We start from the raw sequence: 12,756 nt of genomic DNA, 5'->3' as shown, positions 1-12,756 counted from the left end.
TATGGGGCCACTTCCCTGTGGCGTTCGCTGAAGCGCCATGCGCAATAAGGCGCGCAGGATAACAAACCGGCCGAGAATTGGCGGCTTGCTTAATATTTCGACCGCAATATGATCAGCCCGAACCCCATCGCAAGGAACTGCCCCATGACCGATCAAGCGCACCAGGAAACGCTGGAGCAATGGCTCGCCCAGGCCCAGGCCGTGCAGGAGCGGCTAGGCGCGCCCGGCATTATCAGCCTGGCGCAGGCCAGCGCCTTGTCCCCGCAAGCCTTCTTCGAGCGTATCGCAGCAGGAGAATTGCCTTCCCCGCCGATCGGTGAGCTGGTGGGGTTCGTGCCCATTGAATGGGGCGAAGGGCGGTTCGTGTTCCAGGGCACGCCCGAGGAGCGCCATTACAACCCGCTGGGCAGTGTGCATGGAGGCTATGCCGCCACCTTGCTGGACTCCTGCATGGGCTGTGCAATCCATACCCGGCTGCAGCAAGGCCAGGGCTACACCACCATGGAACTGCGGGTGAGCTACGTGCGGGCGCTTACCGCTGCCACCGGGCCGGTGCGTGCCATCGGTACTGTGGTGCACGTTGGCCGGTCGTCCGCGTTGGCCGAAGGGCGCATCGTGGATGTGCAAGGGAGGCTTTATGCCACCGCCAGCACAACCTGCATGATCCTTTCAGCCCGTTAATTATTGTCAGCACCGGGTGGCGCATTTCACCCCACCCGAGCACTTTTTTAAGCTCAAACGTCCAATATCGTTTGACATATTTTACAGTCTTGGCAGACTTCCGCTCCGTGCCCACCGAGGCTTTCGCGCCCCGGCTACGTGCCAACAAAAATAAACAGCCATTCGCGGTGCCGCCTCCTCCCCGGTCGCGACACTGGCCGAACCCACGGAACGAACACATGCTGATCTGGTTTGTCGCGATCTACCTGCTTATCACCGTCGCTGTAGGCTTTTATGCATCCACCCGGGTCAAGAACTCAGGGGACTTCGCCTCCGGGGGCCGCAGCATGTCGTTCCCCTTGGTGGTCGCGATGGTATTCGCCACCTGGTTCGGCTCCGAAGCCGTGCTCGGCATCCCTGCCGCGTTCCTGCAAGAAGGCTTCTCGGGCATCATCGAGGACCCCTTCGGCTCCTTCGGCTGCCTCATGTTGGTGGGCCTCGTGTTTGCCCGCCCGCTATACCGCTTGAACCTGATGACAATCGGTGACTTCTTCCGCAAGCGCTTCGGCCCCCAGGTCGAGCTGCTCACCAGCCTGGTCATCATCGCCTCCTACCTGGGATGGGTCGCCGCACAGCTGACGGCCTTGGGCGTGGTGTTCAACGTGCTGTCTGACGGCGGCCTCACCATCACCCAAGGCATGCTGCTGGGCACGCTCATCGTACTGTTGCATACGTTGTTCGGCGGTATGTGGTCGGTGGCCATGACCGACTTCCTGCAGATGATCATCATCGTGGCCGGCCTGTTCTACCTCGTGTGGCTGATCGGCGGCATGGCCGGTGGCCCGCAGGTGGTGATCAGCCACGCGGCGGCGGAAGGCAAGCTGCACTTCCTGCAAGGAACCTCAGCCAAAGACATCGTGGCCTTCCTGGGCGCGGCCGTAACCATGATGTTCGGCTCTATCCCCCAGCAAGACGTATATGCCCGCGTGATGTCGGCGAAGAACGAGACGGTGGCATCCCGTGCTGCGATGACCGGTGCGTGCTTCTATCTGTGCTTCTGCATGTTGCCGATCTTCCTGATCTACTCAGCCAAGCTGATCGACCCGGTCATGGTGGAACAACTGCTGGGTACCGACTCGCAGTTGATCCTGCCACAGCTGATCCTTGAACGTACCCCGCTGTTCGCTCAGGTCATGTTCTTCGGCGCCGTGCTGTCAGCCATCATGTCCACCGCGTCGGGCACCCTGCTTGCCCCGTCGGTGACCTTCACCGAAAACATCCTGCGCCCTCTGCTGCCGAAAATGTGTGACAAACAGGCGCTGCTGGCAATGCGCTGCAGCGTGTTGGCCATGACTGCCGCAACCATTACTTTTGCGCTGCATTCAGAATCCAGCATCTATGAAATGGTGGGCAACGCCTACAAGGTGACCCTGGTGGCTGCGGTAACGCCGCTGTTCTTCGGGCTGTTCTGGAAACGCGCCACCACCCAAGGGGCGTTCCTGGCCATGTTCACCGGCGTGGCTGTTTGGGGCGGGCTTGAATATACGCAGCAGCCCGACGCCTTCTGGCCACCTCAGCTGGCCGGCCTGCTGTGCAGCGCGCTGGGCATGATCGTCGGCTCGCTGATGCCGCAGCTGTCGGCCAACCGTGGCGAGAAACTGGACTTCAACGCCGCCACCAGCAATTGACCGCTACGCTCGAGCCCGCAATGGGCTCGAGCGTTATCCATAAAAAAACCGCTGGCAACGTACAGGTTGCCAGCGGTTTTTTTGTTCAAGCCTGAAGTTTACTGCGCCTTGAAGCGGCGGCACGCCTCACCGAAGGCTTCGAACAGTTTTACCGACACGGGGTTTTGCGTGGCTTGCCATTCCGGGTGCCACTGCACACCCAGCAGGAACGGTGAAATGGCCGGCGCGTGGAACGCCTCGATCACGCCATCCGGGGCCTTGCCCAGCACTTCCAGCCCTTCGGCGAGGCGATCGATGCCTTGGCCATGCAGGGAGTTCACACGGATGCTCTCGGCACCCAGCGCCTCGGCCAGCCAGCTGCCCGGAGCAACAGTTACGCCATGGCTGTCACCGTATTGGGCAGGCACAGGATCCTCCGGGTTTTCACGGTGGTCTTGCACGCCCGGCACGGTGTACAGCTTCTGGTGTATATCGCCGCCCAGGGCGACGTTGATTTCCTGCATGCCGCGGCAGATGGCGAAGATTGGCAGGCCGCGGTCAAGCGCGGCGCGAATCAGCGGAATGTCGAAATTGTCACGGTCGCGGTCCTGGGTCTTCTCCGGGGTGAGGTTCTCCTGGCCATACAGTGCGGGGTCGATGTTGGAACCCGCGCCGGTGAGGTACACACCGTCGGCCATGTCCAGGTAGTGGTCCAGGTCTTCGATGCCGCAGCAGGTCGGAACCAGCACCGGCACGCAGCCGGCGATGTCGACCAGAGGAGTGATGTACTTGTGAGTCATCACTTGATACAGGTGACCTTTACGCTCTTGCACGCCCATGGTCATGAGGACGACCGGTTTAGACCGGTTTTTTGTAGTTACGCTTTTCACGAAGCACCGCCGAGGCTGGTCAGTTGTAAAACATTTCAATCATCTCGCTTCAAGGATGGCCGTATACAGGGCGCATCCGAAGAAGGGGGGTGATTAATGTCAAACATAATAGACGATTGCCCCTGCAAGCGGCAACTCGGCCTCGGCAAGCGGTAGGGGCTGGCTACTCGCCCCCTGCAACGGCGCCCAGTGGCAAGCGCAAATCCACCTGCAGGCCGTCGGGCATCGGATGGAAATCCAGCTGGCCCTGGCAGCGCTGAACGATAGCCTGCACGATCGCCAGGCCCAGGCCGCATCCCTGGCTATGGCTGGAGCGCCAGAAGCGTTCGGTCAGGTGGGCCAGTTCGCTTTCCTTTATACCGGGGCCACGGTCCCGCACCCGGAACAGTGCATGCCCACCTTCACGGCACACGTCCAACTGCACCGGCCGCTCGCTGCCCCCATGGCGCAAGGCGTTGTCGAGCAGGTTGCGCAGGGCCGCCACGGCGAGCGTGAGCGGCACACCGAGCGGCACTTGAGCAGCACCGTCCTCGACGTCTGTTTCGATCCGCCGGGCATCGCCGGTCGTATCATTGATCGCCAGCCTGGCCACGTCCGCAACGGCGCAGCCTCGGTTTTCCTCAAAAGCCAGCCGCCCTTCTACCCGTGCCAGCAGCAACAGTTGATCCAGCGTACGGTGCAAGCGGTCAGCGCCCTCTTCTGCATTGGCCAGCGCAGCTTCCCGTGCCGCGCCGTCAGTCATGCGGGCGACCTGCAAATGGGTTTTCACGGCGGTCAACGGGCTGCGCAGCTCGTGCGCCGCGTCGTCGGTGAGCCGCCGCTCCCGCTCGATCGCCTGGCCAATACGTACGAACAGCTGGTTCTGAGTCTCCACCAAGGGCCGCAACTCGGCGGGCAATGGTCGCACCAGCAGGGGCTCCAGGGCGTCAGGGCTGCGCCGGGTAAGGGCATCGCGAATACGGTTGAGCGGCGCAAGGCCCTGGCCCACGCCAAGCCAAAGCACCCCCAGGCTGCCCAGCAATGCCACCAATACCGGAACGGAGGCTGCCAGCAGCACCGACTGGTTCAGTGCCTCGCGTTCCTGCTGACGATCGGCCGTGGTGATGCGCACGTCACCGTGGCTGAGGGTAAAGCTGCGCCAATGCTCACCGTCAATGATCTGGTCATGGAACCCACCACCCTCCTCCCCCAGCTCAGCCTCGACACCCTGATGGCTGGTCGCGAGAATTTCCCCGCGCAGCGAACTCACCTTGCACGCCATGCCGTCGGGAATGCTGGACTGGTCCGCGCTGATGCGTTCGCCGTCCTGGGCCCGCAGCGGCTGCGGGAGTTGCTGCACCAGGCCGGCCACCATTCGCGCCGACGCCACCAGGCGCTGGTCGAGGGAAAACATCATCTGCCCGCGCAGGTCGCGGAACATCCAGGCCGCCGCCAAGGCCCAGATCAGCACGAACGCGCCGCCCAGGATCAACATGAGCCGTACGCGCAAGCTCATGGTTGCACCTGCCCGGAGGTAGCGGCCGGGCCAAGCCGGTAGCCAAGGCCGCGCACGGTTTCCACGATACCGTTGCCCAGCTTTCGCCGCAGGTAATGGATGTGCACATTGAGCGCGTTGCTTTCCACTTCGTCGCCGAAGCCATACACGCTGTCCTTGAGTTGCTCGGCACTGAGCACCCTCCCCTTGTGCTGCAACAGCGCCTGAAGCAACGCCTGCTCGCGTCGGGAAAGGTCGACCGGCTGGCCATCGAGCCAGGTTTGGCAACTGCTGGGATCGTGGCACAGCGCGCCATGTTCGATGCGATTGACGGTTCGGCCGGCCATGCGCCGCAGCAGCGTGTGCAGCCGGGCGCTCAGCTCGCGCAGGTCGAAGGGTTTCACCAGGTAATCATCGGCACCTGCCTCCAGCCCGGCCACGCGGTCGGTTACCGCGTCGCGGGCCGTCAGCACCAATACCGGAAGGGCCTGGCCCTGCTGGCGCAGGCGCTTGAGCAGCTTCAGCCCGTCTTCATCGGGGAGGCCGAGGTCCAGCACCATCACATCGAACTGCGCCGCCTTGAGCAGGGCTTCGGCAGCGCTGGCGGTGGCGACCCGATCCACCACCGCGCCTTGGGCGGTGAGCCCGGCAACGATGCCGCTGGCAATCAGGTCGTGGTCTTCACAAATCAATACGTGCATGGAGGTAACCTTTTCACAGGCGGCCAGATTACCTCGCGGCCATTAAGCCTGCATTAGCCGCCCGGCGCCGCGTTTAACCGCCGTTTAACCGGCCGCGTTCAGGGTGCGCGCTGAACCTTGCTGGAGTGCGTCATGTTAAGCGTTTCCCTAGGGCCTCTGGCCCTTTCCATTTCCAATGTGGTGTTGCTGCTGGCGCTGGGGCTGGCGATGCTGGTCGCTCGGCGCTGCTCGCGTAGCGCGGCCGGGGCGGCTTCCGATTCCACACTGTTCTGGTTGTTCGCGCTGGCGGTTGTCACCGCGCGGCTTGCGTTCGTGGTCCTGTATTGGGCGCAATACCAGCTTGCGCCCTGGCAAGTGCTCGACCTGCGCGATGGAGGCTTCGTGCCCTGGGCGGGCATCGCCGTATCGGGCTTGGTGGCGTTGGGCTTCGGCTGGCGCACGCCGGCACGAAGGCGGGCACTGGGTTGGGGCATTGCGGCTGGCCTTGCCGTGTGGCTGGCCGGTGGCTTGGCCCTTGGCTGGCAACAGGCGCGCAGCAGCCTGCCGCACCCACCGCTTGTGGATAGCGACGATGCCCCGGTTACGCTAAGCCGCTACCAGGGCCAACCCCTGGTGGTGAACCTGTGGGCTACCTGGTGCCCGCCCTGCCGCCGGGAAATGCCCGTATTGGTGGCGGCGCAAAAAGCGCGGCCCGGCGTGCGGTTCGTGTACGTGAACCAGGGCGAAACGCCGGCGATGGCGGCGACCTTCCTGGGCGCCACCGGTGTCAACCCTGCCGACGTGCTCTACGACACCAGCGGCAACCTGGCCCGGGCAGTCGGCGCCATGGCCTACCCGACCACGTTGTTCTACGGGCCGGATGGGCAATTGAAGGGCAGCCATCTTGGAGAGCTGTCCGGCGCAAGCCTCGAGGCTGCGCTGAAGGTGTTTGAGTAAGCGCCCGCTTCACGCTACCTCAATGCCCGCTCGCCTCCGGCCCAGCCTTGGCGGTGAACGGTGGTTTGGCGAAGCACACTAGCAGGATCAACGCTGCGAAGATCCAGCCCAGCAGGGTGAAGTAGTCCACGGTCGAGAGCATGTAGGCCTGGGCGTTGACCATCTGCTCGAGCTGGGCATAGCTCTTGTCCGTCGCCCCGCCCAGCTGTTGCAGCGCCTGCTGAGTGGTAGGGTCGAGCGTGCTGATGTTCTCGCTCAGGTAGGCATGGTGCTGGATGGCGCGACGGCTCCAGATCCAGGTGGTGAGCGAGGCTGCGAAGCTACCGCCCAGGGTACGCAGGAAGGTAGCGAGGCCAGAGCCGTCGGCGATCTGCTTGGGTGGCAGGTCCGACAGCAGGATGCTGAGCGTGGGCATGAAGAACAGCGCCACCCCTATCCCCATGAACAGTTGCACTAGCGCGATATGGGTGAAGTCCACTTCGGTATTGAAGCCGGCACGCATGAAGCAGCTCAGGCCAATGGCGGTAAAGGCCAGCCCCGCCAGCACGCGCAGGTCGAACTTGTGGGCGTACTTGCCCACGAATGGCGACATCAACACCGGAAGTATCCCCAGCGGCGCCACGGCGAAGCCAGCCCAGGTAGCGGTATAGCCCAGCTGGGTCTGCAACCACTGAGGCAGGATGAGGTTGATCCCGAAGAAGCCCGCGTAGCCACCCACCAGCACCGCCGTGCCCACGCGGAAGTTACGGAAGGCAAACAGTCTCAGGTTCACCACCGGGTGCGCATCGGTCAGCTCCCAGATCACGAGGATCGCCAGGAATATGACCGAAATCACCGTGCCGATGATGATGAACTGCGACTCGAACCAGTCCAGGTCATTGCCCTTGTCGAGCACCACCTGCAAGGCACCCACGCCGATAATCAAGGTGATCAGGCCCACATAGTCCATCGGTTGCCGACTGGTCTGCACCGGTCGCTTGGCCAGCTGCTGGCGCACCACAGCGGCGGCAAACAGGCCCACTGGTACGTTGATGAAGAAGATCCACGGCCAGCTGTAGCTGTCGGTAATCCAGCCCCCGAGTATCGGCCCGGCGATGGGCGCCACCACCGTCACCATGGCCAGCAAGGCCAGCGCCATCCCCCGTTTCGCGGGTGGGTACACGGCTATCAGCAGCGTTTGGGTCATGGGGTACAGCGGGCCCGCAACCATCCCCTGCACTACCCGAAAGCCCACCAGCTCGGGCATCGAAGTGGAAATGCCACAGAGGAACGAGGCCAGCACGAAGAGCAAGGTTGCCCAGATGAACAGCTTCACTTCCCCGAAGCGCCGGCTGAGCCAGCCGGTGAGCGGCAAGGCCACGGCATTGCTCACGGCAAACGAGGTGATCACCCAGGTGCCCTGCTCCGCGCTCACCCCCAGGTTGCCCGAAATGGTGGGCAGCGCCACGTTGGCGATGGTGGTGTCCAGCACCTGCATGAACGTCGCCAACGACAGGCCAATGGTGCTGAGCACCAGGCTGGGTGGCGTAAAGGATGCGTTGGAGCTCATCGCTGTATCCCGCAAACAGAAAGGGCGCCCCGCTCACGGGGCGCGAGTGGGCTCAACGCTGGGCGGTCTTGCCCGGGGCGCTGTTGTCGTGAATCAGCCGCGCGATCATGCTGTCGGCCTCGTCCAGTTGCTGCTCATACACCCGGGTAGAGAAGGTCGCTTGCGGCGTGGATTGCTGCGTCAGCACGGCGCCGGTCTGGTCGTGGAGGTCTACCGTAGCAACCGTGGAGAGGCCAATGCGCAGCGGATGGTCCTTGAGGGGCTGCGGGTCGAGCTTGATCCGCACCGGCACCCGCTGAACGATCTTGATCCAGTTACCGGTGGCGTTCTGCGCGGGCAACAGCGAGAAAGCGCTACCGGTGCCAGCACCGATGCTTTGCACGGTGCCGCCATAAGTCACGTCATCGCCATACAGGTCGGTTTCCAGGGTCACCGGCTGGCCTATGCGCATATCGTGCAGCTGGGTTTCCTTGAAGTTCGCGTCGACCCACACCTGGTCCAGTGGGATCACCGCCATGGTCGGCGTGCCAGGCTGAACGCGCTGGCCCAGCTGCACGGTACGTTTGGCTACATAGCCGGTGACCGGAGCGACCAGCGTGGTGCGCGCGCGGGCCAGATAGGCGTCGCGCAACTGCGCGGCAGCGGCTTGCACATCGGGGTGCGAGGAAATCACGGTGTCGTCGACCAGCGCCACGGTGCCTGCCAATTGCTGCTGGGCGGTACCGAGCGCGGCCTGAGCGGCGGCAAGGTCGTCGCGGGCGTGGGACAGCTCCTCCTGCGAGATCGCCCCGCTGGCGGCGAGTGTCTTGCGGCGGTTGAAGTTCTCTTGCGCTTTTTGCAGCTCCACACGGCGGGCATTGGCCTGGGAGCGCTGGCTGTCCACGTTGCTGTACATGCCACGCACCTGGCGAACAGTGCGCGCAAGGTTGGCCTGGGCGTTTTCCAACGCAATGCGGGCGTCCGCCGGGTCGAAACTGATGAGCGTCTGGCCTTCCTGCACCAGGTCGCCGTCATCGGCACCGATGCTTACTACGGTACCGGCGATCAGGGGAGTCACCTCAACCACATTGCCGTTCACATAGGCATCGTCGGTTTCTTCATAGAACCTGCCGTGCAGTTCGTGCCAGGCGAATACGGCAACGCCGGCGATCACAACCACCAGCAATAGCAGGAGCAGCATTAGCTTGCGCTTGCGCGGGTTGCCTTGGGGTTGAGCGTTATCAGCCTTTTCGCCGTTGGCTTGGGGGTTGGCAGTGGCCATGGGAAGTTACCTTGGTTAATCGCGTGGGGCCTGGGCGCTGGCCAGGGTGTCACCCTGATAACCGCCGCCAAGGGCCTGCATAAGTTGAATCGAAACGTCGATGCGCTGAGCGTTGAGCGCCGCCAGCTGCTGTTGCGCGCCCAGCAGTTGCTGCTCGATGGTCAGTACATCCAGGTAGTTACCGATGCCCGAGCCGTAACGCTGCGTGGCGGTATCGAAGGATTGGCGCGCCACATCGGCGGCGTGCTGCTTGGCGTCCACCTGGCGGCCCAAGGCTTCGAGGCGGTTGATGGCGTCGGCCACATCTCCCAGCGCACCTACCAGTGCCTTGTTGTACTGCGCCACCGCCAGCTCGTAGTCGGCATCGCTGGCGTCCAGGCCGGCGCGCAGGCGGCCACCGTCGAACAGCGGCAACGACACCGCCGGAGCAATGTTGAAGAAGCGGCTGGCGCTGCCGAACAGCGCGTCCCCCAACAGTGACTGGGTGCCTGCTGCGGCCGTGAGGTTCACGTTGGGGTAGAACCGCGTCTTGCTCACTTCCACGTTGCGGCTGGCGGCTTCCACCCGCCAGCGCGCGGCAATCAGGTCCGGGCGGCGACCCAGCAAGTCCGCTGGTAATTGCGACGGCAGTGCTACCGCTGCCGGCTTGAGTACCTGCGGCCGGGCGATTTCGCTGGCGCGGTCTGGGCCCTTGCCCAGCAGGATCGCCAAGGCGATACGGGCACTGCGCAGTTCCTTGTCGGCATTGATCGCCTGCTCCTGGGCACTGGCTTCCAGGCTTTCGGTTTGCTGAAGCTGGTATTGGCTGTCGATGCCGGCGGCCAGCCGCTGGCGGCCCAGCTCCAGCATGCGCCGCGTGCGCGAGAGGTCTTCCTGTGCAAGGTCGGCGGCAATATAGGCATGGCCCAGGTCGCTGTAGGCACGTGCCACGTCCACGGCCAGGGTCAGCCGCGCGGCCTGACGGTCCACCTCCGCCGCCCGGGCTTGGCCCAATGCAGCTTCCCAGGCCGTGCGCTCGCCGCCCCAGAGGTCGAACGTATAATCGAACGTCACTTCCGCGCTGCGCAGCGTGGAGTAACGATCGCCCTCGAGCAGCGGGTCTTGCACCTTGGCCAGCCGGGACCGCGACACATTGGCATCGGCGCCGATGTACGCGCTACGGTCGGCATCGGCGGCATTGGCGGCAGCAGTTGCCTGATGAGCACGCGCGGCGGCCACTTGCAGGTCCGGGCTATCGCGCAGTGCCTCGTCAACCAGGGCATTGAGTTGCTGGTCACCCAGGCTGGACCACCAGGTCGCCGACGGCCAGGCAGCCGGGCTCACGGTCACCGCGGCGAGGCTTCGGGTGGCGTTCAGGCTTTCGGGCTGCGCCACCGTGGCGTCCGGCTTGAGGCCGTGGTCGTTGGCACAGCCGGCCAATGCAATCGCGAAGGCCAGGGGCAGTAATTTCAAGGTAAGCAGTTGGGGCTTCATTTTTTACCCAGGCGCCAGCAGGCCACGGGGTCGCCGGCATCGATCAGAATTTTTTTGAGCAACCGTTCCAGTTCGGCCAGTTCACTGCCGTCCAACACACCGGCCAGGCGGTTCATCGCCTCGGCACCTATCTGTGGCAAACGCGCCGCCAAGGCCTGGCCTTCTTCCGTGAGTGCGATGCAGATCTGCCGACGGTCCGCTTCACTGCGGCTGCGGCGGATCAGCTGCTTCTGCTCCAGGCGGTCGAGCATGCGGGTCATCGAGCCGCTGTCCAACGACAAGTGCCGGCACAAGTCACCCGGCGAGTTCATGCCCCACTCGGCCACGATGATCAGCACCTTGAACTGCGCCGAGGTCACACCGTAGATCTCAAGGTGCTGATCCAGAATGCGGTCTTTGAGGCTATTGGCACGGCCCAGCAACATGCCGATCTGGCTGTCGTGGAAGTTTTCAGGCGTGAAATGGCTCATCGGGAAAGGCAGATAACTGCTCAGGCAGAAGATATTGCAAGATATTACTGCCTAGGCAGCTAATGTCAAGGCACCTATCAGGGGGCTAACTACCTGACCATTCCATTCGCGGAGAGCTCGCGAATGGGGTTAACAGGGAAAGCGAATCAGGCAGGCACGCCGCTATGAAAGCGCAATTCCTCATCCGGGCTTTCGATCAAGGCCACTTCCGCCTCGCGAACCTTGGCGATGGTGTTTTCAATGTCGGCGGCACCGCCGTAGTGATAGGCCAACTTCAGGTAACCTTGGAAATGCCGGGCTTCACTCTTGAGCAGGCCGTGATAAAAGCCGCCCAGGTCCGCGTCAAGGTGTGGCACCAGCGCTTCGAACCGCTCGCAGCTGCGGGCTTCGATAAACGCGCCCACCACCAGGGTATCCACCAGCTTCACCGGCTCGTGGGAGCGCACCAGCTTGCGCAGGCCCGAGGCATAGCGGCCGGCATTGAGGGGGCGCAGTGGCACGCCACGCTTTTTCATCCACCGCAGCACCTGCTCGTGGTGCACCAGTTCCTCGCGCGCCAAGCGGGACATGAAATGGATGAGGTCGACGTGGGTGTTGTACTTGGCGATCAGGCTCAGCGCCGTGGACGCGGCCTTGAATTCACAATTCTTGTGATCGATGAGCAGGGTTTCCTGGTCTGCCACTGCGGCATCGACCCAGGCCTGGGGCGTGCGGCAACCAAGGAACTCATGAATGTCGGGCAGCATGCGCCGTCTCGTGTGGCTGGAAAACGGCGCAGTATACGCGGGGCGCCGCAGCCCGGCATCGCCGTTCAAGCGATTGACGCAGCGCCTACTCCAACCCTTCCAGCAAAAACGCCGGGGCGATGTAGCGCTGGTAATGGGCTTCGGACAAAAGGAAAAATTCCCGATCGATGGCGTCACGCAGGGCGGGCAGGTCCCAGTCGCGAAATTCGGGCAGCAGTACGATGCCGTAGGCGTCCAGCTGATTGATCACCCGGGCGCCGCGGGCGATCAACTGATAGGCCCAGCAGTATTCGGACTGTTGTGGCTGGAAGCGGATCTGCCGTTGCTCAAGCTGCAAGCGCAGGCGCGCCGGGTCGAACACCTCGAGCTTGCCCTCCATCACCTGCGCCAACAGTTGCTCCAGGCGCAGCCATACGGCGCGCTTCTGCTCGTCGTCGTAGGTGTTCCAGTGGATCACTTCATGGTGGAAACGCTTGCAACCACGGCACACCAGGTCCCCGTAGACAGTGGAGCAAAGGCCTACACAAGGCGTTTTGATCGTTGATTTGGCCATGGTAATCAGAGCATCGGCGAAGCGGCGAGCCGCCTATCTTAGCCCTTCGTCGTAGTGCTTTCACCTCTTGCTGGCGAACGGGCAACTTACTTTCGGGGAAATTTTGCCGTAGAATCGTTCGGCCTGCTTGAAGGCACCAATGTCCATCTGGAAGCTGTTTTCAAAGCGTCACGAGCACAGTCGATCCGTCAGAATGCAGTGGCACGGTTCCCCTCCTCACCGTGCCAGCCCTCATCCGCTCAGCATTCTGCCGGCGTAAAACTTTGAAAGCAGCTTCTGCCTGGCACTCATCGACACTCCGGTCAATCGGCTTCAAAAGCCGCATGGCCTTGGCGTGCGAGGGTGCCGCTGGATAAGCGTCCCACGCGGGACCACT

Annotated in this window: 12 protein-coding genes; 3 read left to right on the top strand and 9 right to left on the bottom strand. The window is 63.2% G+C overall.

Going from position 1 to position 12,756, the window contains the following annotated elements:
- The first annotated feature begins 144 nt into the window (after positions 1–144).
- Together LG385_RS07155 and LG385_RS07150 are read left to right on the top strand one after the other, a co-directional pair.
- Complete coding sequence (locus tag LG385_RS07155) at positions 145–681, top strand: PaaI family thioesterase (protein WP_181116875.1); 537 nt, start codon at positions 145–147, stop codon at positions 679–681.
- A gap of 218 nt (positions 682–899) precedes the next feature.
- Positions 900–2,348 carry a sodium:solute symporter family protein gene (locus LG385_RS07150; protein ID WP_225773589.1) on the top strand — a complete coding sequence of 483 codons (1,449 nt, stop codon included), beginning with the start codon at positions 900–902 and terminating at the stop codon, positions 2,346–2,348.
- A 98-nt stretch (positions 2,349–2,446) separates the two neighbouring features.
- Here LG385_RS07150 and LG385_RS07145 read toward each other — a convergent pair whose 3' ends face one another.
- From LG385_RS07145 to LG385_RS07135, 3 genes are all read right to left on the bottom strand, one after another.
- Entirely contained in the window at positions 2,447–3,172 is a 726-nt protein-coding gene (locus tag LG385_RS07145) for a gamma-glutamyl-gamma-aminobutyrate hydrolase family protein (protein ID WP_225773587.1), read from the bottom strand.
- A gap of 208 nt (positions 3,173–3,380) precedes the next feature.
- Complete coding sequence (locus LG385_RS07140) at positions 3,381–4,712, bottom strand: ATP-binding protein (protein ID WP_225773585.1); 1,332 nt, start codon at positions 4,710–4,712, stop codon at positions 3,381–3,383.
- Positions 4,709–5,392 (bottom strand): response regulator, encoded by a 684-nt coding sequence (locus LG385_RS07135; protein WP_225773583.1) that lies wholly within the window; start codon positions 5,390–5,392, stop codon positions 4,709–4,711. Before LG385_RS07135 ends, LG385_RS07140 begins: the two co-directional genes overlap by 4 nt.
- A 132-nt stretch (positions 5,393–5,524) precedes the next feature.
- On the opposite strand from LG385_RS07135, the gene LG385_RS07130 reads away from it, so the two are divergent.
- The gene (locus tag LG385_RS07130; RefSeq protein ID WP_225773582.1) at positions 5,525–6,328 is read left to right on the top strand and encodes a TlpA disulfide reductase family protein; all 804 of its coding nucleotides are present in this window, start codon (positions 5,525–5,527) and stop codon (positions 6,326–6,328) included.
- A gap of 19 nt (positions 6,329–6,347) precedes the next feature.
- On the opposite strand, the gene LG385_RS07125 is transcribed toward LG385_RS07130, so the two are convergent.
- From LG385_RS07125 to LG385_RS07100, 6 genes are all read right to left on the bottom strand, one after another.
- The gene (locus LG385_RS07125; RefSeq protein WP_225773580.1) at positions 6,348–7,877 is read right to left on the bottom strand and encodes a DHA2 family efflux MFS transporter permease subunit; all 1,530 of its coding nucleotides are present in this window, start codon (positions 7,875–7,877) and stop codon (positions 6,348–6,350) included.
- 52 nt (positions 7,878–7,929) lie between these two features.
- Positions 7,930–9,138 carry an HlyD family efflux transporter periplasmic adaptor subunit gene (locus LG385_RS07120; protein ID WP_225773578.1) on the bottom strand — a complete coding sequence of 403 codons (1,209 nt, stop codon included), beginning with the start codon at positions 9,136–9,138 and terminating at the stop codon, positions 7,930–7,932.
- A 15-nt stretch (positions 9,139–9,153) separates the two neighbouring features.
- Positions 9,154–10,611 (bottom strand): efflux transporter outer membrane subunit, encoded by a 1,458-nt coding sequence (locus LG385_RS07115; protein WP_225773576.1) that lies wholly within the window; start codon positions 10,609–10,611, stop codon positions 9,154–9,156.
- Entirely contained in the window at positions 10,608–11,081 is a 474-nt protein-coding gene (locus LG385_RS07110; protein WP_225773572.1) for a MarR family winged helix-turn-helix transcriptional regulator, read from the bottom strand. Before LG385_RS07110 ends, LG385_RS07115 begins: the two co-directional genes overlap by 4 nt.
- Before the next feature lie 146 nt (positions 11,082–11,227).
- The gene (locus LG385_RS07105; protein ID WP_225773570.1) at positions 11,228–11,827 is read right to left on the bottom strand and encodes a tRNA-(ms[2]io[6]A)-hydroxylase; all 600 of its coding nucleotides are present in this window, start codon (positions 11,825–11,827) and stop codon (positions 11,228–11,230) included.
- Positions 11,828–11,912: 85 nt separating this feature from the next.
- Positions 11,913–12,380, bottom strand: a complete 468-nt coding sequence (locus LG385_RS07100) for a DUF1289 domain-containing protein (RefSeq protein ID WP_181116905.1) — start codon at positions 12,378–12,380, stop codon at positions 11,913–11,915.
- Between the last annotated feature and the right edge of the window lie 376 nt (positions 12,381–12,756).

Origin of the sequence: Pseudomonas sp. Marseille-Q5115 (genome assembly GCF_916618905.1) — a bacterium.
GTDB classification, from domain to species: Bacteria; Pseudomonadota; Gammaproteobacteria; order Pseudomonadales; family Pseudomonadaceae; genus Aquipseudomonas; species Aquipseudomonas japonica_A.
Note: the sequence above shows the minus strand (reverse complement) of the source record. Positions and strands in the feature narration are given on the sequence as shown.

What these genes read in the sequence shown, in the direction of transcription:
- LG385_RS07105 (WP_225773570.1), bottom strand. Translation starts at nt 11,827, where the DNA reads ATGCTGCCCGACATTCATGAGTTCCTTGGTTGCCGCACGCCCCAGGCC.
- LG385_RS07110 (WP_225773572.1), bottom strand. Translation starts at nt 11,081, where the DNA reads ATGAGCCATTTCACGCCTGAAAACTTCCACGACAGCCAGATCGGCATG.
- LG385_RS07120 (WP_225773578.1), bottom strand. Translation starts at nt 9,138, where the DNA reads ATGGCCACTGCCAACCCCCAAGCCAACGGCGAAAAGGCTGATAACGCT.
- LG385_RS07140 (WP_225773585.1), bottom strand. Translation starts at nt 4,712, where the DNA reads ATGAGCTTGCGCGTACGGCTCATGTTGATCCTGGGCGGCGCGTTCGTG.
- LG385_RS07125 (WP_225773580.1), bottom strand. Translation starts at nt 7,877, where the DNA reads ATGAGCTCCAACGCATCCTTTACGCCACCCAGCCTGGTGCTCAGCACC.
- LG385_RS07145 (WP_225773587.1), bottom strand. Translation starts at nt 3,172, where the DNA reads ATGACCATGGGCGTGCAAGAGCGTAAAGGTCACCTGTATCAAGTGATG.
- LG385_RS07100 (WP_181116905.1), bottom strand. Translation starts at nt 12,380, where the DNA reads ATGGCCAAATCAACGATCAAAACGCCTTGTGTAGGCCTTTGCTCCACT.
- LG385_RS07115 (WP_225773576.1), bottom strand. Translation starts at nt 10,611, where the DNA reads ATGAAGCCCCAACTGCTTACCTTGAAATTACTGCCCCTGGCCTTCGCG.
- LG385_RS07155 (WP_181116875.1), top strand. Translation starts at nt 145, where the DNA reads ATGACCGATCAAGCGCACCAGGAAACGCTGGAGCAATGGCTCGCCCAG.
- LG385_RS07150 (WP_225773589.1), top strand. Translation starts at nt 900, where the DNA reads ATGCTGATCTGGTTTGTCGCGATCTACCTGCTTATCACCGTCGCTGTA.
- LG385_RS07135 (WP_225773583.1), bottom strand. Translation starts at nt 5,392, where the DNA reads ATGCACGTATTGATTTGTGAAGACCACGACCTGATTGCCAGCGGCATC.
- LG385_RS07130 (WP_225773582.1), top strand. Translation starts at nt 5,525, where the DNA reads ATGTTAAGCGTTTCCCTAGGGCCTCTGGCCCTTTCCATTTCCAATGTG.